The sequence below is a fragment of the Rummeliibacillus sp. SL167 genome, from assembly GCF_007896505.1.
Classification (GTDB): Bacteria; Bacillota; Bacilli; order Bacillales_A; family Planococcaceae; genus Rummeliibacillus; species Rummeliibacillus suwonensis.
Genome location: NZ_VCBM01000001.1, coordinates 2031839 through 2055213, shown reverse-complemented (window position 1 = coordinate 2055213; position 23375 = coordinate 2031839). Strand labels below are relative to the sequence as shown.

Here is a 23375-nt window from a genome sequence, read left to right as displayed (position 1 = left end):
CCATTTTCAAGTTTTAATTTTTGTCCTCTATTCATACATTTAAATGGATATAGGAGGGACGAGATGAAAAGAAAATGGTGGCTTTATTTATGTATAATACTTTTAGTTTGTATTGGGATTTTTGCCTTTTGGAAGTACCAGAAAACGGACAAGGCCGTAAAAGAGGAACAGGGTATTTTGCAATCTGTTGAGGAGGCATATGATTTAATTCGTAAAGAATCTGTTCATGAAACATCTGAAAATCAGCTGGTTGAAGGTGCTATAAATGGGATGGCAGGGGCGCTGAAAGATCCGTATAGTACATACTATACGAAGGATGAAGCGAAGATGCATAGGGAGCAATTATCGGATGAACGGGTAGGAATTGGTGCGGAAATTACAGAAAGTCAAGGACGTTTTATCATTGTATCTCCTATGAAGGATTCACCAGCTGAAAAGGCGGGGTTAAAATCATATGATGAGATTGTTCAAGTCGGAAAAGAGCGTACGGATGGTAAAACATTAACAGAACTCTTAGCTCTTATTCGCGGTGAAGCAGGCACGAATGTGAAAATCACTGTTTATAGACCTTCTGAGGAACGTCATGTTGAACTAAATATAACAAGGGCTGCAATAGCACAGAAATCCGTTACCAGTAAAGTACTAGTTTCTGAAGGGAAAAATATTGGCTATGTTTCTATTTCAGTATTTGGAGAAAAAACAGCAGAAGAGTGGTATAAAAACACTAATGAAATGATCAAACAAAATGTTTCTGCACTCATTATTGATGTCCGGAGCAATCCAGGAGGTTATTTAAAGAGTGTCGCGCAAATTATTGGTAGTTTGGTCAAACCAAATACAACATTTGCTTATATGGAAGATGCAGTTGGATATCAGGAACCCTTACAATTAGTGAAAAAGGATATGGCATATAAATATAATGAGCAGCTAAAAAAATTACCGACTGTTTTATTGCAGGATGAAGGAAGTGCCTCTGCCAGTGAAGTATTGAGTGCAGCTTTAAAAGATTTGAATCGAGCGGCTATTGTTGGCGTAAAAAGTTTTGGTAAAGGAACTGTACAAGAAACATGGCCATTATCAAATGGCGGGGAGCTAAAGCTTTCTACTCATAAATGGTTAACCCCGCAGCGTGAATGGATTCATGGGAAGGGCATTAAACCAACTTTAGAGGTAGAACAAAATGCACTATATCATATGAACCTACCACCAATGGCAGGGCATTTTGTGGAGGGAGATTTTTCTGAAAGTATTCAAGCTGTTCAAGAAGTACTAAAAGCACAAGGTTATCCAATCAATCGAGTAGATGGCTATTTTGATCGAACAACCGCAGAATCAGTTAGTGAATATAGTAAAAAACATGATTTAAAGAATAACAATAAGGAAATGGATGAATCTTTTCTATTTGCATTGCGTGAGGAAATGGTAAAATATAGAGATGATTTGAATAATGATTTACAATTAAAAATGGCAGTAGGATTTTTAAATCAAAAAATAAATCAGTAAAAAGCTTGCTTGATTTAACTAACACCTAGTGAGGGATGAGGAAAATCCCACTGTGTGAAGTTTTGCTTTATGAAAGTGACCCAAACATAGTTATTTAGTTCGGATATAGAGGAAAAGACTTCGTTTTCAAACGGTCGTTTGGTACAATGAAAAGAACACTATATATAGCAAAAATTTGAAAGGTGATGCAAATTAATGTTTTGGGACATCATTATGGAACTAGTAAAAGGCATCGGCCGTTTCTTTTTAAATCCGTTATTATATGTCGCTATAATTTTCTCTATTTTAATTGGGTATCGCCGGGTAAAAGGAGAAAGAAAATCTTTTAATATACGAATTTTCTGGGGCTGGTCTGATTTTATATTAATGTTCAAGGAAGGTTGGCTATTAGGACTGGTCATTTCGATTATTAGTATTGTGGTTGGCTTAGTTGTGCCAATTCAATTTATCGTATTAAGTGCGGCTGTAGGTGTTTTATGTTTACTCACATTCTATTATCATTTAGCTTCTGCAGCTTACCCTTTAGGGATTGCATTTATCATGATGTGGTATACATATATAACTGATAGTTCATGGCGTTTCTTGAATTGGGATGTAACAAGTGCATCGATGCATATAGGAATGCTCGTCACGATTCCATGTATGATCGGTCTTTTATTGATTGCAGAAGGTTATTTAATTGCCAAAAAGGCATTTAAAATTGCGTCTCCGAAAATATTAAAAACAGAACGTGGCTTACCTTCAGCTGTTTATTTGGCCAAACGATTATGGCTGCTTCCTATTTTCTTTGTATTACCAGGAGGTGCAATCCAAGAGCTTGTGCCATATTGGCCACAATTTACATTGGGGAGCGACTCATTTTCACTGATCCTTGTACCGATAATCATTGGTTTCCAACAACGTTCTCGCAAAATGCTTCCAGTACATTTTTATCCTCAATTGGGCAAAACCGTGCAATTATTAGGGGCACTTGTATTAATCGAAGCAATCATCGCTTATTTCTTCCCTGTTATGGGGATTGCTGCCGTTTGCGTAGCAATTGTTGGACGAGCATTGATCTCCATTATTTATTCGATCAGTGAAAGACATGGCGGCTATGCTGTAACACCACAAGATTCAGGTGTTATGGTGGTTGGGGTTTTACCGGATTCTCCTGCTGAAGCAATGGGCATCCAAGTCGGTGAATGTATTCGTAAAGTGAATGGTGTACCAGTTAAAACAGAAGAAGAACTTTATGAGGCGTTACAAGTTAATGCTGCTCATTGTCGATTAGAAGTACTCGATCAAGATGGTGAAGTTCGTTTAAGACAACATGTTATTTATCGTCACGATCATTTTAGGATTGGTTTGCTCGTCGTAAGATAAGGAGTGAAAAAGATGTCGGTAATCAAATTTTTGATGGCACTTATTTTACCAGGTCTATTAGTTGTACTATTTACGCGAATTACATTTCAACATTATGTAGGTCTAGCACTTTCGGTAGCATTAATGGCTGTGTCCATTTATGCAGGTTACACCCACCCACCCGCTTTGTATGTTGTAGATGCGTTTTCCCTAACGGTTGGTTTCTGGTATGCCAATAAAATGGTGAATCGGAATAAGCATTAAAAGAATATGTTATCTAAATAATATGGCGGCTACTAAAAAACAATAGTATCCCCTTTTTACAGATAAAATTTCGTCTTTTCTTTTATTTTTTATGAACTAAAAAAGCTGATTATTATGTTTTGGAGATGAATTGTTTTTTTCAGTGGCTCCATGATATGCACTCCAAAGTTAGATCAAACAATCTAACTTTTGGGGTGCTTTTTTATATGTGAAGATTTTGTTCACAATACGGTTGCAACTAAAAAAAGAAACGAAAAATTGGAGAAAAAACAGTTCTTTGCACTCTAAAGAATCTTGTATCTATTGTATAATGAATGGAAAGAACTAACGTATGATATACTTGCGATTTTTTGAAACTTATAGGTGTTTAAAGCGCTCCTAATAGACGAGTGATAAAAATCATTAGATGGAAGATTTGAAGGAGGCAATAGGAGTGCCAGATTGGTTATCCATTGAAAATTTTCAAACATTAGCACAACAATATCGCATAATTGGTACTCTCTTAGCCATTGCGTTCCCATTTTTGGAATCATTTTTACCATTTTTGCCATTAGCCGCTTTTGTAGTAGCCAATGCAAGTGCATATGGATTATGGTGGGGATTCTTATTTTCGTGGAGTGGGGCTGTTTTAGGATCATATTGCGTTTTCTTGATTATACGCAAATTTGGAAAAAGTAAAGTTTTTCGTGCGATTACGAAAAAGCATGCAGTCCAAAAATTAATCCATTGGGTAGAATATCAAGGATTTACACCTTTATTTTTATTGCTTTGTTTCCCATTTACGCCATCCGCATTGGTCAATATAGTAGCCGGTTTATCGAATTTAAAGAAAAAGAATTATTTAATCACGATTATGCTTGCAAAATTCATCATGATTTTCATCATCAGTTGGATTGGTTCAGATTTACACGCTTTAATTACAAAGCCGATTCGGACATGCCTAATTGTTTTGATTATCATCCTATTATGGTGGGGCGGTAAACAAGTGGAAGCAAGAATGAATGCAAAAGTAGAAAAAAATATGCGGGAGTATTCGAAAAATAGAAATAAATAAGAACATTTGTTCTTTTTAATGATATAATATAGGTTATACAGTGAAATTTTAGCCAGTGAGTGCTCGATTTTACTGGGTGTCATTGATCCAACCGAAATGATGCAAGCAGTTGTTTCTCTACTTTTGCTAGTGTTTTGAAGTAAGAGGGCATGCTTCCTGCTCATACAGGAATAAAATACGAAAGGAGGGGATTAGATGTCACTGCGTATGATAACAGGACGTTCAGGTACTGGAAAAACGACATTTATTCAACAAGAGATCATGAAAAAGGTGAAAGAGCAACCGATTGGCTCCTACATTTTTTTAATTGTCCCAGATCAAATGTCTTTTTCAACAGAGTATGATATGACGCATGACTATGATGTAAAAGGGATCATAAGAGTACAAGTTACCACCTTTAAACGTTTAGCGTGGCGGATTTTACAAGAAACTGGCGGCATCAGTCGAAAAGAAATAAATGGTTTCGGATACCGTATGCTTATTCGAAAATTATTAGAAAATCATAAAGAAGAATTTGCTCTATTTCGTAAAGCAGCGGATAAACGGGGATTCACGGCTGAAATGGAATCCTTATTAAAAGAGTTTAGCCGATACAGTTTAGACAGTGCTGCACTATCACAATTAGAAGAAAATTTTCAACAAATAGACGCACCAAAAACGTTACAAGATAAAGTCCATGATCTACATCTATTAGTACAAGCAATTGAAGATACTTTGGGAACTACATATATTGATAGTGAAGGATATTATCCGCTATTAACCGCACAGCTAGTCCATTCAGAAATGATTCGCCAAGCGGATATTTATATAGATGGATTTACAGCTTTTACAACGCGAGAATTTGAATTGGTTCAGGAACTATTAAAAGTTGCCCATCGAGTGACAGTTGTATTGCCAATGGAGTCAGAAACGGATGCAGATGATGAACAGGCGCTATTTTATCAATCAGCTCGCACATATGTAAGATTGAAAGAGATAGCTTTTGAAAATGGTATAGAAGTAGAACCGACTGATCATTGTACAGAGCAATATCGATTTCATACCGCTGATTTACGGCATATTGAAAGTCAATTTGAAGTGTTCCCGCCAGTTCAACAAGAAAGTGATGGCAGTGTAGAAATCATTGAAGCGGCTAATCGACGCTCAGAGATTCATGCCATCGCTCGAAAAATGAGAGATCTGACGCAAAAAGGGAAGATGCGTTACAGAGATATGGCGATCGTATATCGTCAAACAGATGTCTATGATCCACTGATCGCAACTATATTTCCTCAATATGATATACCTGTGTTTGTCAGTCAGAAAAAGCCGATGCTTCATCATCCACTTATTGAGTTCAGTCGATCTGTGTTGGAAGCGATTCGCTCTGATTGGAAGTATGAGCCTATTTTCCGGGCAATAAAAACCGATTTGTTTTTCCCTGTTACTTCGGATATTCAGGTTTGGAGAGAACGAGCAGATATACTTGAAAATTTTGTGCTTGCACAAGGGATTTATGGAAAACGCTGGTTTGAAGAAAAGCGCTGGTACTATAAAAAATATCGTGGTTTAGAGTTATTCACCAAAAGACAAACAGATGAAGAACGTGCCTATCAACAAGAAATTGAAGCCATGCGTGCGAAAGTCCGCGAACCATTAAAAGACCTCGAAGATCAATTAAAAGAAGCAAAAACAGGAAGAGAAATGGTTACAGCTTTATATAATTTCATAGAGGGTTTAGAAGTTTTTGATAAATTACAGGCATTAAAAGATTACGAAATGGATAAAGGGCGTTTACTAGAAGCGACTGAGCATGAACAAGCATGGAATCATTGGATAGAGATATTAGATCAGTTTGTGATGCTATTTGGCGATCAAACCATGACATTGGACGAAGCCTATGAAATTTTGGATGAAGGCTTTGATACACTAGAGTTTTCACGCATTCCACCATCTCTAGATCAAGTAACTGTTGCCAATGCAGATATTGCACGTTTGTCAAAGATGAAAGCTGTTTTTGTGATCGGTGTCAATGAAGGTGTTTATCCGAAACGTATGGATTATGAGGGGCTACTGGCGGATTCCGAACGTGAATGGTTTCTGCAAACTGGATATGAAATTGCTCCAACCTCAAAGACAAGATTACTAGAAGAAGAATTTATTACTTACCATGCTTTTACAATGGCATCTGATCGACTAATTGTATCCTATGCGTTGGCAGATGAGGAAAGTAAAGCGCTATTGCCATCTCTTTATATAAAACGTTTAGAAGATCAGTTGGAAAACATCAAGAAAACCATTGCTTTCCTTGATCCTAGTGAATCACTAGAAGAACAGAGTGCATTATCTTATATCATGCACCCACGGACTTCCTTAGCCTATTTGATGAAACAGCTCCGTTTACATCAAGAAGACCATCAAATAGGCTCTGAATGGCTTGCGTTGCAACGTTATTATGAAGAAGATCCCTATTGGAAAACAGTGTTAGAAAGACTAATGAGGCCTTTAAAAACGCATAACAAGGCGGAAAAACTTACACCTGAAATGACAGAAGCATTGTATGGATCGACACTGACCTCTAGTATTTCTCGTATTGAAAAATTTTATCGTTGTCCATTTGCCCATTTTTCGACATATGGTTTGCAACTAGAGGAAAGAGCGGAGTATCGTTTAGAAACGCCAACGATTGGTGATCTATTTCATGCAGCTTTGAAATGGATTGCGGAAGAAACAGATCGTATGAAGCTGACATGGGCACAATTGTCAAATGAGCAATGTGCACTATTAGCGAAAAAAGCCGTGGAGGAAATTTCACCATTGCTGTATCATCAGATTTTACTTAGTACGGCACGTTATCGTTATATTGCGCGCAAATTAACGCATATCGTACAACGCACATTGCAATCTCTGAGCCAACATGCAAAAGTGTCAGGGTTTAAGCCGATTGCGCTTGAAGCTGCATTTGGCCCACACGAACCACTACCACCGCTTGTTATTCAATTGAAAGATCATAAGAAAATGCAAATGCGGGGGCGTATTGATCGAATCGATGCTACAACTATCAACGGCAAACCTTATATTCGTGTGGTGGATTATAAATCTTCTGCACATAAATTAGATTTAAATGATGTGTACTATGGCTTGTCATTACAGATGCTCACTTATTTAGATGTTGCTATTACTAATTCTGAGGAATGGCTACCGATCCATGCGGAGGCAGGGGGCATATTATATATCCACGTCCATAATCCAATGCTGAGCCCCGATAATCGTTTAACAGTAGAAGAAGCTGAAAAAGAACGATTAAAGGATTTCAAAATGCGTGGCTTATTATTAGATAATTATGATTCTATTATTGCAATGGATGATCAGTTGACATCATCTGGAGGCTATTCTCAAGTAGTTCCTGTGTATATGAAAAAGGATGGTAGCACCTCACCCAATCTCTCCTCGATCATTAGTCCAAATGATATGAAATCATTGCAATATTTCGTTCGAAATAAACATAAAAAAGCAGGAGAAGAAATTTTAGAAGGCCATACAGATATCAGTCCTTTTAGGATGAAACAGCGAACAGCATGCGAATTTTGTCCATATAAGAGTGTTTGTCAATTTGATACAACAGATCCAGCTCAACATTATCGCCAATTATACGTAGAGAAGCCAACGGAGATTATCGAAAAAATACGTAAAGAAGGTGGACAAGATGATACAAATTCCTAAAAAACCAGAGGATGCAACTTGGACGGATGCGCAATGGAAAGCTATTTGGGCTTCTGGACAAGACATATTAGTTTCGGCTGCAGCAGGCTCAGGGAAAACGGCTGTTTTGATCAATCGAATGATTGAAAAAGTTATTTCGACTACAAATCCAATCGATGTAGATCAACTACTCGTTGTAACGTTTACGAACGCATCTGCAGCCGAAATGCGTCATCGGATGGCCAATGCACTGGAAAAAGAAATTCGTAAAAATCCACAATCCAAGCATTTACGTAGACAACTTAGCCTCATCAATAAGGCTCAAATTTCGACATTACACTCATTTTGCTTAAATATTGTTCGGCAATATGCCTATCTGCTAGATATTGATCCAGGTTTTCGGATTGCTGATGATACCGAAGCGGCTTTGTTGAAAGATGATATTTTGGCAGAAGTGCTGGAAGCTGCCTATGATAGTGAAAACGCAGAAGATATTTATCGCTTAGTTGATAGTTTTACTTCTGATCGCGATGACCAAGCGATTGAAGTTTTACTCAATAAGCTATATGAAACGTCTAGAGTAAATCCAGAACCGATGAAATGGCTAAAGTCATTGCCAAAGCGCTATGATGTGGAAGAAAATACGACCATCGATGATTTAGATATTACACCCTATATCCAAAAATCTATCTTACATAATATTGATGGGGCCATCTGCTTAATGGAAGAAGTTCATCAATTGTCGATACAACCAGATGGACCCTTTGCTTTTGGAGAAACCGCTCAAAAAGATCTAATCTTGTTCCGAGAAGCAAGGCGTTTTGTAGAAAAAAACTGGGAAGAGGCTTATATCTTTTTTCAAACGGCTAAAATGGATCGCGCGAAACCACAAAAAAAGGGAAGCTGTGATGAAGAGCTATTAAATCTCGCGAAGGAAAAAAGAAGTCAAGCAAAGGCCCTATTTGAAGAGCCTATCAAAACTTTTTTTAAACGCTCTCCAGAAAAATTGTTGGAAGAAATTCGTTTGATGAAGCCGATTATGGAAACACTTGTAAATTTAGCTATCCAATTTAGTGAACAATATAGCAAAGCCAAAAATGAAAAAGGTTTAGTCGATTTTTCAGATTTGGAGCATTTTGCTTTAGCGATTTTAACAGATGAAGTAGATGGTGAGCTTGTCCCTTCTTCAGTAGCTCTTGATTATCGTCAGCATTTTAAAGAAGTGTTGGTCGATGAATATCAAGATACAAACCGTTTACAAGAAGCGATTTTACAGCTTGTGAAAAGCGGTGATACATCAACTGGCAATATGTTTATGGTTGGTGATGTGAAACAATCTATCTATCGTTTTCGTCTAGCAGAACCAACGTTATTTTTGCATAAATATTTGACTTTTCATGAAAATCCAGTTGATACAGGGTTACGTATTGATTTGAATGCCAATTTCCGTAGTCGTCCAGAAGTACTGCATGGGACGAATTATATTTTCTCACAAGTGATGGGAGAAGAGGTTGGGGAAGTAGAGTATGACGCAGCTGCGGCTTTAAAACCACAGGCTCCTTATGATCCAAAAGAGATGCCGCTTGAGTTTGTTATTTTACACACAACTGAAAAAGAAGCAGATGAAAAAGACCAAGACCTTTTAGAAGAAGAAGAGCTGAAAAAATCGCAACAAGAGGCACGATATATTATCAAAGAAATACAACGTATTATCGATTCAGATATGGTCGTATACGATCCTTGGACAAAGGAAGAGAGACCCGTTGAATATCGAGATTTTGTTATATTGATGCGTTCGATGACTTGGTCTGTTGATATCATGGAAGAGTTCAAAACTGCAGGGATTCCTCTTTACGCGGAAATTTCTACAGGCTATTTTGAAGCACTTGAAGTCATGATTATGCTCAATACGTTGAAAATCATTGATAACCCATTTCAGGATATTCCACTTGCTTCTGTCTTAAGGGCTCCATTTGTTGGCTTAACTGAAAATGAATTAGCTAGTATTCGTTTAGCTAATCCGAAAGCATCTTTTTATGAGGCATTAAAGCAATTTGTTCGTGATGAAGGATCTGGTCTTCAATCAGTCACTGCAGAAAAGCTACAACGATTTTTATTGCAATTAGAAGATTGGCGTGATTTAGCTAGACGTGGTTCGTTAGCGGATCTCATATGGCGTGTTTACACGGATACGAATTATTACGAAATGGTCGGGGCTATGTCTAATGGAAAGCAGCGTCAGGCAAATCTACGTGCATTGCATAACCGAGCCATTGCTTATGAAAAAACATCATTTCGTGGATTATTCCGCTTTTTAAGATTTGTAGAACGGATGCGTTTACGGGGAGATGATCTGGGGGCAGCACGTGCGATTAGTGAAAAGGAAAATGTTGTTCGATTAATGACGATCCATTCTTCGAAAGGGTTGGAATTTCCATTTGTTTTTGTTGCAGGGCTTGGCAGAGAGTTTAATAAGATGGATTTCCATTTACCATATTTATTTGATCCACAATTTGGTTTGGCTGTCAAAATGATTGATCCAGAAAAGCGTCTTCAGTATAAATCCCTGCCATTTTTAGCAATGGTGGAAAAGAAAACTTTAGAGATGAAATCTGAAGAAATGCGTGTGTTATATGTTGCTATGACGCGCGCAAAAGAAAAATTATATTTGGTGGGATCAGTAAAAGACTGGGAAAAGACGAAGAAGAAATGGAGACAATCGCAACAGATACCAAAAGGGGACAAACTTCCAGACTTTCTTCGAGCAAAGGCAAAAAATTATTTAGATTGGATTGGGCCTGCTTTTGCCAGACATCCTGATTTTGAAAGGAATGAAGAAAACGATTCAGAATTATCCCATTGGAAATTAACGGTTATCGATACGGATGAATTGAAAACGGTGAAGAATGATGAGGATATAGAGGAAAATGTAGATGTATATGAAACGCAACCAGTTGATGAAGCTATTTTGAAGGAAATCCAAAGTCGCTTTGATACACCCTATGCATTTGAGCATGCGATTACTAAACGTTCTAAAACATCTGTAAGTGACTTGAAACGTATTCAAAATTTGCAATCACGAGAAGAACCAGAACAATTTTTAAGTACTTCTTCATCCCATCAGCAACGAGTCGCAACAAGACCTGCGTTTTTGCAACAGCGCTCATTGACAGCGGCAGAAGTTGGGACAGCCATGCACACCGTTATGCAGCACATACCTCAAGAGGGCCTGCACGATGAAGAATCAGTACGGCAATTTGTTACGACATTAGTGGAACGTCAACTTTTAACGAAAGAAGAAGGCTCCGCTGTACAAGAAGAAAAGATTATCACGTTTTTTGAAACGGAGATTGGACAGCGATTTATGACGGCGAAAGAAATGTATCGAGAATTACCATTTACGATTAGCCTTGAAGATCATGATGGTGACACCCAAATTGTACAAGGTGTTGTTGATTGTTTATTCCAAGAACAAAATGGGCAGTGGGTGCTGCTTGATTATAAAACGGATCGAATTCAACCAAATATGAAAACAATGGAAGGTTTACAAAAAGAAATGGCTCACCGATATGATGTTCAGCTTTCATTGTATAAGAAAGCGCTAGAGGAAATTTTGCAGATTGATATACATGAAAAAATCATTTATTCTTTCGATGCAAGATGTCCAGTCCAACTGTAGGAGGAAATTTTCATTGAACAGTACACCGACAACGAGTAAACAAAGAATCGATACGTTAGATATTTTGCGAGGTGTTAGTTTACTTGGTATTTTATTAGTGAATATGTTCGCATTTAGTACGCCTATGCCACATATAGATTTGAAGACATGGTTTACGGTTCCAATCGATAAGGAATATCATAAAATTTTAGATGTTTTTGTACAGGGAAGTTTTTATCCGTTGTTTTCCATGCTTTTTGGCTATGGGCTTGCAATGCAGTACACAAAGACGACCCGTTTAGGAGATTCTTTTTATAAATTTAGTATCAAGCGACTTGTTGTTCTATTCATCATTGGGATGTTCCATGCCTTTTTGATATGGTGGGGAGATATTTTAATGACGTATGCTTTTTGTGGTTTAGTACTCATAGCACTTATTCGGTTAAGACCGGTATTTTTATTAACCATTGGGTTGATCTTTTATATTGGGATTAATGGAATAATGGCAATGCTAGTAGGATTAGCTTCTTTGGCTGATCCTTCGGGTACTGATCCATCTCAATTTATTGATATAGAATCTATGGAAGATGCTGTAAAGGCATACGGGGCAGGTTCTTGGACTGATGCATTCATGCAGCGTTTAGTCGATTTATCTATTCAATTTTCGCCAAGTATGTGGCTGATGGCGTTATTCACGATTTTGCCTTATATGCTAGTGGGAGCAGCTGCTTCAAAATGGCAATTGATCGAGAAGGCAAAAAGCAAATACGTTTTGTGGAGTATACTCGCAATCGTTATGGTACCACTTGGTATTTATTTGAAATTTTTGCCGTACGCATTCGAGCGTAATTCTTTTTTAGATTATATTCAAACATATTTTGGCGGACCGATTTTAGCGTTAGGTTATGCGAGTGTGATGGTCTTATTTTGCTGTATTCCATATGCAACAAAGATGCTATCTCCAATAGCAAAGGCTGGAAGAATGTCACTGACGGTATATATAACACAATCCATTATTTGTACACTCATTTTTTATCATTTTGGGTTAGGTCTTTATGGTAAAATTGGGGTAGATACAGCAACATGGTTAGCTGTCGGTATCTATGCAATCCAACTTATTTTTGCGACGATTTGGTTCATGTTATTTAAGCAAGGACCGATTGAAGCAGCGTGGAAGAGAATAACTTATGGGAAATCTGTGCTGAAAAAAGAGGAAATAAATCAATAAATGATGTATCATGATAAAAAAAGAAGGAGTTTCGGATATTCATGAAAATATTATCTTTTCGTTATAACAACATTTTAAGCTTTGGGCCAAAAGTAAAAAGGGAAGAGGCTGTTTGGGACGTACTAGCCATTCAAAAAGAGCTTCAAGTACTTCCTTCTTATGCGGCAACGATTGTAGAAGGAATGACCAATGGCTATGAGTTTGTAGAGCAAACTCGTAAACTAGTAAGAGCGGCGCAACAATTAGAGGATTCGTCACAATTTAAACGTGATTTTTCAGAAATTGAATGGTTAGCACCAATACCTCGTACAACTAAAAATATTATTTGTATTGGCAAAAACTATAATGAGCATGCGAAAGAAATGGGAGCGGATCATGCTCCAGAAGATATTGTGGTCTTTACGAAAGCACCAACATCTATAGCTGCCGATGAACAAACTTTATCTGTACATGCTGATATCACTTCAGCATTAGATTATGAAGGTGAGTTAGCTGTTGTCATCGCGAAAAAGGGCAAAAACATTCCTAAGAGTTTAGCATTTGACTATGTATTTGGCTATACAATTGCCAATGATATTACTGCACGCGATTTACAAACAAAGCATAAACAATTCTTCTTAGGAAAAAGTTTAGATGGTGCATGCCCAATGGGTCCTTATTTAGTAACGAAAGATGAAATACCTAATCCACAAAATCTAACAGTTGTAACAAAGGTCAATGATGAAGTACGACAAAACGGTTCCACTGGTGATATGATGCACACAGTGGAAGAGTTAATCGTAGAAATATCAAAGATTGTTACGTTAGAACCTGGAGATGTCATTTTAACTGGAACTCCAGCTGGTGTAGGAAAAGGGATGAACCCACCACAATTCCTGAAAGCCGGCGATGTTGTCAAAGTTTCTATCGAAGGCATCGGTACTCTAGTAAACCGCTTCGAATAATTAACTTGATGAATTGATTCGATAGGACAAACAGTAAGACTCTCAAGAGATTCAAGGACAGGATATTGAAAAATTCTAACTGCGAGAGGTTTCATTTTATATATTTGGGTCTTTTCCAAAACAGGTGCTTGAAGAAATGAATATGCATATTCATTGGTTAAAAATGGTACTTAATACTTGATTTTAACTCCATTTATGGAGGAGGCTTGCTTTGGTCCTCGAAACTGCATGCATTTCCTTCCTGCGGTGTGAATTTAGGAAGACAATTCAATGTCCCGCGGGAAAAACGAACAGATGAAGACCCTGCACGGAGCGATTGAAGGAACGGAATCTAAGAACGCCACGTCCTGTGGCAAGAATTCCGTGATGCGACCAACATCCTGTTGCCCCGAAGTGGCTCAGCGCTCGCCTGCTGAAAAGCGAGCAGGCCGTAGCCGAAATCAATAAGCTATCTAATTTTTATGTCAAGAACAGATTCTAGTGTAGCCATATATTTGCTACAGACCAATGGAAATATTCTTCTATTGGTCTGTTATTAATGTCTTGTAATCGACAATATTTACTCTATTTTTCTAACTAGCATACCTGATATTTGTATAGTTCTTATTGTTTTGATAGGATAAATGTGGCAATGAAAAAAGATATGGAGGATTTTAGAAAATGTTACACTTGCATTTAACTTCGATTATAGTCGCAATCGTACTATTCTTTGTGTCAGCTATGATGCAAAAAGGATCTACAGCTCAAAAAATGACACATATGATTTTACGTCTTTTCTACATTTTGATTCTTTTTTCCGGCGGATATGTATTTAGTGAAATGATGGCTAGTTCTTTAGCAATGGAATATGGTTTAAAATTACTAGGCGGTCTTTTAGTGATCGGCTTAATGGAAATCATTTTAGTGCGTAAGGAAAAAGAAAAAACGATCGGATTTCTATGGATATTATTTATTATTATCCTAGCTTTTACACTCTATATGGGTTATCACTTACCACTTTAATATTTGTTGTAAGATCAGCACATTCTGACAATCACAATGTTAGAATGTGTTTTTTTATTTGGGCGTTAACTAGGGTGATTGTGAGTCTTTATAATGAAAGAATCCTTATTTTTAACTCTATGTATGTTGATTGAAGCTAGCAAGTCATAACGAAAACTTATATCTAAATGGATGAAATTGGATAATGGATGCAACTGTTTTTTAATCCTTTATTCACAAGTAATAAGTTGCCAAACAAATAAAGGAAAAATTTCTTTCATTATAAAATGGATTTTTTACAGTTTTGTAGACTTTTTTCGTTTTATTCGTTTTTTGAATGAAAACTTGAATGAAAACATGGAGAGTTTTGAAATGGTTTGTTAAAATTAGTTTGGACAAGTTCTGCAGAGGAGGACTTCAGAGTGAACATTGCAAAATGGATAAGTACGGCAGTAGCATCGGCGTTGTTAGCATCAACGATTACAACGGTGACTGCGCATGCTGAAGAACAAACATCTCAAATTGAAAATGAAAGTATATATGATGTACTCGTTGACCGTTTTTTCAATAAGAGTGTAGAAAACGATTACAATATTAATGCGAAAGATCCGAAATCATTCCATGGTGGTGATTTTGAGGGGATCAATGTAAAAATAGACCATATTCAGAATATGGGCTTTACGATGGTTTCTTTAGGCTCCGTTTTCTCATCTACTACATATGATGGAAGTGCAGTAGTGGATTATAACAAAATTGAGAAACATTTTGGTACAAGTAAAGAATTGAGAACATTGATCAGTAATCTACACAAAAGCAAGATCAAATCAATGGTCGATTTCCCTATTAATCATGTGAGCAAGGACAATGTTTGGACATTAGAAGAAAATCGCAAAGATTGGTACACAGCAGCTCAAGATAATCGGATTAACTGGAATACAGATAAAAAAGAGGTACAACAAGCATTAATAGATGCGGCTGTAAACTTTGTCACAAAGTATAAAGTCGATGGAATCCGATTAACACAATTAGGAGACGCAGATACAGCATTTATCAATAAAATGATTGCAGCCTTGAAACAACAAAAGCATAATCTTTATGTAATTTCTAATGAAGAAAGCGATGCAAATTTTGATTTGGATTATAATCCACAAGAGATTGCAACGTATCAATCTATCTTCCAAAACGTTAATGAAGATTCTTCTAAAGTAGAAGAGCCATTCAAAGCATTTGCGAATGGTGATACAGATAAGCCGCCAGCATTAATGATCGATGATTTGAATAGCGCTCGTTTTACACATGCCGCAGCGGAAGCAAACATGTTTCCACCAACACGTATTAAAGTAGCATTAGGTACTTTAATGACAATGCCAGGTGTACCCATTGTTACTTATGGCACGGAAATAGCTCAAAATGGTGTGCAGCCATCAGAAACGCATGGATCAATGGATTTCCGTACAAAAGAGGACATTATTGACTATTTAGATGATCTGCAATCCGTTCGTAATAAATCGCAAACACTTCGTACGGGTAAATATAAATTATTAGAAAACAAAAATGGCTTAATGATTTATGAACGTTATTCCGATGATGAGAAATGGATTGTGATGGTCAATAATACCGATAAAACACAAAAGTACGCACTGGACTCATCAGTGATTGGAAATAACAAAGAATTACGTGGACTTTTCGAAAGCGACATTGTCCGTCCAGATGACAACGGCAAATATAATTTAGTAGTAGAACGTGAAATTGTAGAACTTTATCAAGTAACCGATCATAAGGGGCTCAATGTTCCCTATATGATCGCGTTAGGTCTCGTCTACCTACTATTCATCGGATTTATAGTAGTGATATTACGTAGAGGGCGCAAATATAAAAACGCAAAATAATGAAAGTATCTTTAAAAACACATATGTTTTACGCGGAGCACAGAATGATGTAAAAGAATATTCTGTGCTCTGCTTTTTTTATGAGAAACTGAATTTTTTCGTCAGAGAAGAAGATTAGTCTTCGAAGGAGTGAATAAACTCATCGGAGAGAGTGTGAATAAAGTCTTCGAAGGGGCGAATAAATCATCAGAGAGAGCGAATAAAGTCTTCGAAAGAGCGAATAAATCACCGGAGAGAGCGAATAAAGTCTTCGAAAGAGCAAATAAATCAAATCAGCAAGCAATATAGAAGCTCACTCCCCAATTAGAAGGTTTATCCCACTCCAACATTGAATAAATAGAAAATAAGCTGTTGAATATGCAAAAACTCCTGACAAAACCAAACTATATTTTATCAGGAGTTTCGATCAGGTTCTATTCAGTTACAAATTCTATTATTCTTTCCATAGTTTATTTAAGAAAAAGACGGCGATTGTACCAGTTCCAGTATGTGCGGCAATAACTGAACCTATTAGATGGATTTCTACGGCTTTTGGATGAAAGTTTTGGATAATCAAAGCTTTCATCTCTTCTGCTGCTTCTAAGTCGTCACTGTGAGTGATAGCGATGACTTGTTCAGAAAGAGAATCGCCGCGTTCTGCCATTAACTCGATGATGCGTTTAAATACTTTTTTGCGGCCACGGTATTTTTCAATAGGAATGAGTTTACCATCTTCAACATCAAGAACAGGTTTGATACTTAAAAGGCCACCGATAAAGGCACTTGCTTTTGATAAACGACCGCCTCTTGCTAAGTAATCTAAATCTCCTACTGTAAATAGATGCTCCATATGTTTGGCATTGAAACGAATTTTCTCTGTGATTTGATCGACTGTGTCACCTTCTTCACGAAGTCGAACTGCTTCTTTTACAAGTAGACCATACCCCATTGAAGCGCATTTTGAATCGATAATCGATAATTTAAGATCGGGATATTTTTCTTTTGCTTGTTCCGCCATCATGACGGCTGTGCTGTAGGTACCAGAAAGTTGAGACGAGAAGGCGATATAAATGCCTTCCTCTCCAGACTGACCGAGCGCTGTAAATTCTTTTAAAAAGCGTTCGGGTGACACTTGAGATGTCTTTAACATTTCACCTGAACGGATGACATCATATACTTCTTGGATATCAACACCTACGACGTCATCATGTTCTTGACCTTTCAGTTGAACCCGCAGTGGTATAATGGTGACATTGTTTTGTTCATAAAAAGATTTTGGCAAATCAGAAGCGCTATCCGCATAAATTTTCATTTTTCAAACCCCCTAAATTTCAGATAAAGTGAAAGCTTACTCAAGTGGGGAATATTCCCTTCATTGAGTGGTAGATGAATCCATTAGATATTTTACGGGCAGTCGATCCCAAAATGATATGAAAGTGGGTGACGTTATTGCTCGTTAGCGTGATAAATGAAGACGATCGATCAGTACTTCTGCAATCCCATCTTCATTATTAGATGTGGTAATTTCATTGGCAATATTTTTTAGCTGACCAATTCCATTTCCCATTGCAACACCAACACCTGCATAATCGATCATTTCTAAATCATTGTCCTCATCCCCAAAAGCAATAATGCGGTCGCGAGGAATGCCCAATTTTTTGGCAACATGTGAAAGACCAATTGCTTTATTCAGACCATGTCTTACAATTTCGATGACTGGAAAAGGGTCTCCCCAGCGTCTGTGATCCATCAACTCAGCCTTTGTATCGGCTAGGTATTTGCGAATAATGGGAACGTTCTTTTCATTAGATTGAATGAGTAGACTTGTTGGATTATCTTTTAAATAGTCTTTTAGAGCACCTGTTGTTACTTTTGGATCGCCCATACTAAAAATATTGAGTAATTTTTCATCATGGTATTGGACGTATACATCATCCATTACTTCTGCAACCAAATTTTCAAATTGATCACGATTTAAGGATTCAACAACCTCTTGGACAACTTTTAAATCAATGGGCTTATGTACAGTTTGCCAATTTTGATCTAATGGGTGATGCACGAAGGCACCATTAAAATTTACGATTGGTGTATGTAAGCCTAGTTCATGATAATATATTTTACTCGCACGATAAGGTCTACCAGTCGCGATCATCACTTCATGACCTGCCTCTTTTGCCTTTAAAATCGTGCGTTTGGTCTTTTCAGAAATTACTTTTTCATCGGTTAATAGCGTACCATCTAAATCTAAAACAATCAAATGGGGTTGTACCATTCCATAACACTCCCTTCGCTCGCAAGTTGATATCGGTATCATTCCCAAAAGTCACTAGAAAGAGAATAGGACAGAAGCGTTGAAAAACTGCCATCCATCAGGAAATTATCTCTCTTTTGAGTTTATCCTTTCTATTAGGTGTTCGTCAAAATTTTGTAACGGGGAGTTGTATAAAACGAAATATCCATATTATACTCTGATGCAATTAACTTTCGAAAAATTTATGTATCGGAGGTTGTCAGTATGTATAAAAATTCACGAAAACATGGCATATTTTCAGTGGAAGCAGATGCTTCATTGTTTACAACAGGAAGTTATTTGGATTCACTAAATATGAAAGATACATCAAAATCAGCGAGATTAAGGTTTTTAAAAGCAATGCTTTCTAAATGTCTTAAACATGGCTGGGTTGAAGATGATTTTTGGAAAAATATGAACATTAAAACAGATAGAACTATTAAGCCAGCTGCATCACAAAAAAAACATTGAAAAGCTAATTAGTTGTTGGATAAAAATACTTTTGTAGACTTTCGGGGATTTAATTCCTTAGCAGTTTGAAATCGAATTGGAAGGATAAAAATACTTTTGTAGGCTTTCGAGACACAGTATAATGTAAAAAATACAACCATTTTATTGCATAAAAGAAAACTACCTATAAAAGGAAAAAGATATTCGTCGAAGGATCTCTATAAGAATAGAAAATTAAAGATTAGAAGGTACTACGGGAAAAGTGGCGAAGTTGATGTAGACATACATTATACAGACCATGGTAATTCTAAAAAACATCCTAAAGTACCTCATCGACATAAATGGAGATATAATTCCAAAGGAAAATGGGCACCTGATAAAGGATACTAAAACAATGAAAGTAAAGAGGTGAAATAAGTGAGCGAAAAAGAGTGGAAAGAATTTAGAGAAGGCGTAGTAAACGAAGAACAAGAATTAAACTTTTTTTATAAATCAGAAGAGTGGTGGATAAGTCGGTTATATGGCGAAAAAAAAAGTTATTTATTAACACGTTCAAAAGATTCATACACGCAAGAGTTTCGGACAGCGGAAGAGTTATTTGAAAATGGGATGATTGACGGAAAGAAATTTATGGAGAGAGTACCCGATTTGGAGTGGTGAAGAATATATTTATCCCGCATGAACGGGCAGTAACACTTCCATCTCAAAATTCAGTGAAAGTAAAGAAGTTAGGTGGGAGATAAACTGTCCGCAAAGGCCCAATTGTTCAACTAATAATCAGGGGGGATGAGAAACCCCCACTGATTATTAGTTTCACTTTATCAAGTTAGTATGAACAATTAAAAGTAAGTATCCTTGAGAAGGACAATCCATCTGGCCTTTCTCCTTTTTATTTATTTTTTAAGATAAGGAATGTCCTAGTAGTCAAGGGAGTAGTATAAATCAAATTATTTTTATTTTACTTTTTCTTCTATCGAAAATCAGTATGCTCCTCATTTCAAAATCAAAACGCAAGTAAGCATTCAGAAGCGATTGCTGCACTTTACTTGATAAATTAGCCGACAAAAAAGGCTGCATTGAAAAGGCTGTTTATCACCTTTCATACAGCCTTATCACAAAAAAACGATGAATCATGTGATCTATGGATTCATCGGACTTGCTGGTATCGTGTTCTCCGCATTTGGAATGTAACTAGGATATGGGTTTTTATACTCCCCTTGATCATAAGAAAATTCTTTCTTATACTTTTCTGACTCTTTGTATTGATCTCTTAGCAACTTTTCGAATGCTTTTGGAGACATATCTTGAACACTTTTAAAGAATTTTTCTTTGTTTTTTTCTGGTACATATATATTCACCTCGTACTCTATACTAAGCTTAGTCATTATCTTATTGTAAGGAATGAGTAACAAATCGATATCATCGTTAGTTGTTTTAGCATTAGAAGTAGTAGTTGAACAAAGTACTGTTATCAAAATAGAAATTGATAAAATATTCAATAATTTTTTCATCTTTTTCCTCCTCGTCATTCATGGTAAGAGTTTTTTTCAAAAGAATTTTTTAGTGAAGCTGGTTAGCTGAATGAAGGATCTATTGAATTTCCTCTAAAAATGGTTGCCTTATTTCAAAGATTTTCTTGATTTTCTTTCTCTTGAACTCCTAATTAAATACAATGCTTATAAGGTATTTCTAATTAATTTACATAAAATGTATTAGAAAATATGCAACTCTATTTATATGTCCTTATAGTATCATATTACAATTTTGAATCACACTAAATTAGTATGTGATTTACTGTCAACTTTCTAACAATATTATTAATATCATTCCCTCAAAAACATTGAAAAAAACTTGCCACACTCAAGAAATTTTTCTCTTTTAAAGTTTATTCCGCATGAAAGGCAGTAATATTTCCCACTCAAAATTTAGCCAGAAAGTAAAAAAGTTAGAAAGGAGAACAACTGTTGCATATGCCCGATTGGTTTGGGCGGGCAAGATGTTGATCCCTCAGGTGTTGCCAAAGAACAGGGCGTTTTTCACTTCCGTTCCTCTAGTTCAGTGGAGGATGAAGAAAACCCCACTGATGGAAGCTTCACTTTATCCTTTCGATGAGTAATTCGTCAAAGCTTTGTAACAATTCCTTTTTTTTGATAACATGACAGTATAGAGACGAGGGAGTGAGTAGGATGAAGGTAGATCATGAAATTTGGGGGGACATCTCTTTATTGCATATATATGATGAGGAAACGGTTACGGCAAAGTCACCTGTAGTCATTTTTTTACATGGATTTGAAAGTGCAAAAGAGCATAACCTACATTATGCATATCAACTAGTCAATCGTGGCATTCGAGTGTTATTGCCGGATGCTTTATTGCACGGTGAACGTGAAGAGGATTTGGATCAAGTTCAGCTAAGTTTGCGATTTTGGGAAGTCGTGCTGACCTCTATTGAAGAAGTGGACTATTTATATAAGCAATTAAAAGAAAGAGGACTATTAGAAACCGATCAAATTGGGCTTTCTGGAACTTCTATGGGGGCCATTGTTACAATGGGATGTTTAAAAGTGTATCCATGGATTAAGACAGCATCTGTCATGATGGGTGCACCAGCTTATGTAGAATTGGCAAAAGCGCAGATTGGCGGATTTGAAGAAAAAGGGTTCAAGATTCCATTAAGTCAAGAAGAACTAGATAAAATGTATAAAACGATCAGTTACTTTGATATGAGTAAACATCCAGAGTCAATGGCAGGACGTCCTGTATTATTCTGGCACGGAAAAAAAGATCATACGGTTCCGTTTGAGCCTACTTATGCATTTTATGAAAGTATTCAACAAGATTATGCGGAACACCCTGAGGATCTAACCTTCATCGTTGATAAAAAGGCTGGTCATAAAGTATCTCGGAAAGGTATGCTTGCAGGAACAAAGTGGCTTGCAGACCATTTGGCATAAGATAATAGGCATGTTATGATGAAGTAAACAACATGAGGAAAGGGGAAACATCATGGATAAAGATTTAAAAGAAAATATTCTTGGGGCTATGGAAAATGTTATTGACCCGGAAATAGGTCTCGATATCGTTAACCTCGGTTTAGTATATGATGTAGATTTAAATGATGAGGGCATATGCATGGTGACAATGACATTGACTTCTATGGGATGCCCATTAGGTCCAGTGATTGTGGACCAAATACGTACAGTACTATCTGACATTCCAGAAGTAAAAGATGTCGATGTCAACGTAGTATGGAATCCACCTTGGTCAAAAGATATGATGTCTCGCTATGCTAAAATGGCATTAGGGATTCGATAATATAAAATTTCTATCAGTTATCAGTGGAGAGGATCTTTCTCCGCTGATTTTTTATGTCTTTTTTAAATTGACAGTGTTGCTGCTGGTTCAACTATACATATCTCCTCCTAATATGTTAGATCTAGCGTAGAATCCATCAAACTGAATATTTTCCATATGCAGAGAAGGGGTTAGTGCATGCTTTTGGACCTTTTTGGCAATAGATAAATCAATTTGTTGACGTTCTTCCTTTAGCTTCCTCAAACTTAATTCTTTTTGATATTTTAAGGCCGCATGAATTCTTGCTTTAAAAATTATAAAATCTAATGGGTTTGAAATGAAATCAAATATGCCAACATCAAAAGCTTGTTCAATCATATCTTCATGATTAGAAGAAATAAAAAAGTATTAGGGGAACATCCATCCACTCATTTAAAAGTTCTATTTTTTTATAGAATTCTTTTAGACTTTTATTTATGAACATGGAGTCCAAAATAATCAAATTAATTTTTTTTTGAATAATACGGCAAATGTCCAGCCATTCTTTCAACAGTGGGGATATGATGGTCTTATTTGGCGACGTAAAAGCAGAATATTCTCTTTTACTTCTCCAATAATGATTACCGACATCTCGTGCTATCGACTTTCTCTCCTTAAAAGGTACTATATCCATATTTTTGCATTTGAGTATTTTACTATAGCTGTAGATTCGTTTCTACTTAATTTTATAAAATATATGGACTATTCGACTATTTTACGCAAATTTTAAGGCGTTTAATATTCAAAAAATAGTATATAAGTATTAAATTTAATGGA

General features: G+C 36.5%; 18 protein-coding genes. 14 read left to right on the top strand and 4 right to left on the bottom strand.

The annotated features are described in order from the left end of the window. The first annotated feature begins 63 nt into the window (after positions 1-63). The 10 genes from FEZ13_RS09270 (at position 64) to FEZ13_RS09225 (ending at position 16546) form a co-directional block, all read left to right on the top strand. Positions 64-1503 carry a S41 family peptidase gene (locus tag FEZ13_RS09270; RefSeq protein ID WP_146549614.1) on the top strand — a complete coding sequence of 480 codons (1440 nt, stop codon included), beginning with the start codon at positions 64-66 and terminating at the stop codon, positions 1501-1503. 195 nt (positions 1504-1698) lie between these two features. Next, positions 1699-2868 (top strand): PDZ domain-containing protein, encoded by a 1170-nt coding sequence (locus tag FEZ13_RS09265; RefSeq protein ID WP_146552383.1) that lies wholly within the window; start codon positions 1699-1701, stop codon positions 2866-2868. Positions 2869-2880: 12 nt separating this feature from the next. Next, complete coding sequence (locus FEZ13_RS09260) at positions 2881-3111, top strand: CsbA family protein (RefSeq protein ID WP_146552382.1); 231 nt, start codon at positions 2881-2883, stop codon at positions 3109-3111. Between the two features lie 433 nt (positions 3112-3544). Beyond that, positions 3545-4165: a TVP38/TMEM64 family protein gene (locus FEZ13_RS09255; RefSeq protein WP_146552381.1), complete on the top strand. Its 621-nt coding sequence runs from the start codon at positions 3545-3547 to the stop codon at positions 4163-4165. A 195-nt stretch (positions 4166-4360) separates the two neighbouring features. Beyond that, entirely contained in the window at positions 4361-7867 is a 3507-nt protein-coding gene (addB, locus tag FEZ13_RS09250; protein ID WP_146552380.1) for a helicase-exonuclease AddAB subunit AddB, read from the top strand. Beyond that, positions 7851-11525 carry a helicase-exonuclease AddAB subunit AddA gene (gene addA, locus FEZ13_RS09245; RefSeq protein WP_146552379.1) on the top strand — a complete coding sequence of 1225 codons (3675 nt, stop codon included), beginning with the start codon at positions 7851-7853 and terminating at the stop codon, positions 11523-11525. Before addB ends, addA begins: the two co-directional genes overlap by 17 nt. Before the next feature lie 13 nt (positions 11526-11538). Then, positions 11539-12732 (top strand): DUF418 domain-containing protein, encoded by a 1194-nt coding sequence (locus FEZ13_RS09240; protein WP_255473084.1) that lies wholly within the window; start codon positions 11539-11541, stop codon positions 12730-12732. A gap of 41 nt (positions 12733-12773) precedes the next feature. After that, positions 12774-13676 carry a fumarylacetoacetate hydrolase family protein gene (locus FEZ13_RS09235; protein ID WP_146552378.1) on the top strand — a complete coding sequence of 301 codons (903 nt, stop codon included), beginning with the start codon at positions 12774-12776 and terminating at the stop codon, positions 13674-13676. Between the two features lie 660 nt (positions 13677-14336). Continuing rightward, complete coding sequence (locus tag FEZ13_RS09230; RefSeq protein WP_146552377.1) at positions 14337-14678, top strand: DUF1516 family protein; 342 nt, start codon at positions 14337-14339, stop codon at positions 14676-14678. A 401-nt stretch (positions 14679-15079) separates the two neighbouring features. Next, positions 15080-16546, top strand: coding sequence for an alpha-amylase family glycosyl hydrolase (locus tag FEZ13_RS09225; RefSeq protein ID WP_146552376.1), 1467 nt, complete (start codon positions 15080-15082; stop codon positions 16544-16546). Positions 16547-16979: 433 nt separating this feature from the next. Here FEZ13_RS09225 and FEZ13_RS09220 read toward each other — a convergent pair whose 3' ends face one another. Both FEZ13_RS09220 and FEZ13_RS09215 read right to left on the bottom strand, forming a co-directional pair. Further along, positions 16980-17837 carry a DegV family protein gene (locus FEZ13_RS09220; protein ID WP_146552375.1) on the bottom strand — a complete coding sequence of 286 codons (858 nt, stop codon included), beginning with the start codon at positions 17835-17837 and terminating at the stop codon, positions 16980-16982. Positions 17838-17981: 144 nt separating this feature from the next. Beyond that, the gene (locus tag FEZ13_RS09215) at positions 17982-18797 is read right to left on the bottom strand and encodes a Cof-type HAD-IIB family hydrolase (protein WP_146552374.1); all 816 of its coding nucleotides are present in this window, start codon (positions 18795-18797) and stop codon (positions 17982-17984) included. 243 nt (positions 18798-19040) lie between these two features. Here FEZ13_RS09215 and FEZ13_RS09210 point away from each other — a divergent pair, with 243 nt between their 5' ends. Together FEZ13_RS09210 and FEZ13_RS09205 are read left to right on the top strand one after the other, a co-directional pair. Next, positions 19041-19286, top strand: coding sequence for a hypothetical protein (locus FEZ13_RS09210; RefSeq protein ID WP_146552373.1), 246 nt, complete (start codon positions 19041-19043; stop codon positions 19284-19286). A gap of 396 nt (positions 19287-19682) precedes the next feature. Continuing rightward, positions 19683-19925: a hypothetical protein gene (locus FEZ13_RS09205; protein ID WP_146552372.1), complete on the top strand. Its 243-nt coding sequence runs from the start codon at positions 19683-19685 to the stop codon at positions 19923-19925. A gap of 479 nt (positions 19926-20404) precedes the next feature. Here FEZ13_RS09205 and FEZ13_RS09200 read toward each other — a convergent pair whose 3' ends face one another. Next, entirely contained in the window at positions 20405-20776 is a 372-nt protein-coding gene (locus tag FEZ13_RS09200) for a hypothetical protein (protein WP_146552371.1), read from the bottom strand. A 675-nt stretch (positions 20777-21451) separates the two neighbouring features. Here FEZ13_RS09200 and FEZ13_RS09195 point away from each other — a divergent pair. Both FEZ13_RS09195 and FEZ13_RS09190 read left to right on the top strand, forming a co-directional pair. Next, on the top strand, positions 21452-22219 hold the full coding sequence (locus tag FEZ13_RS09195) for a prolyl oligopeptidase family serine peptidase (RefSeq protein WP_146552370.1): 768 nt from the start codon (positions 21452-21454) through the stop codon (positions 22217-22219). A 52-nt stretch (positions 22220-22271) separates the two neighbouring features. Further along, complete coding sequence (locus FEZ13_RS09190; RefSeq protein ID WP_146552369.1) at positions 22272-22580, top strand: metal-sulfur cluster assembly factor; 309 nt, start codon at positions 22272-22274, stop codon at positions 22578-22580. 87 nt (positions 22581-22667) lie between these two features. Here FEZ13_RS09190 and FEZ13_RS09185 read toward each other — a convergent pair whose 3' ends face one another. After that, complete coding sequence (locus FEZ13_RS09185; protein WP_146552368.1) at positions 22668-22937, bottom strand: hypothetical protein; 270 nt, start codon at positions 22935-22937, stop codon at positions 22668-22670. Positions 22938-23375 lie beyond the last annotated feature (438 nt).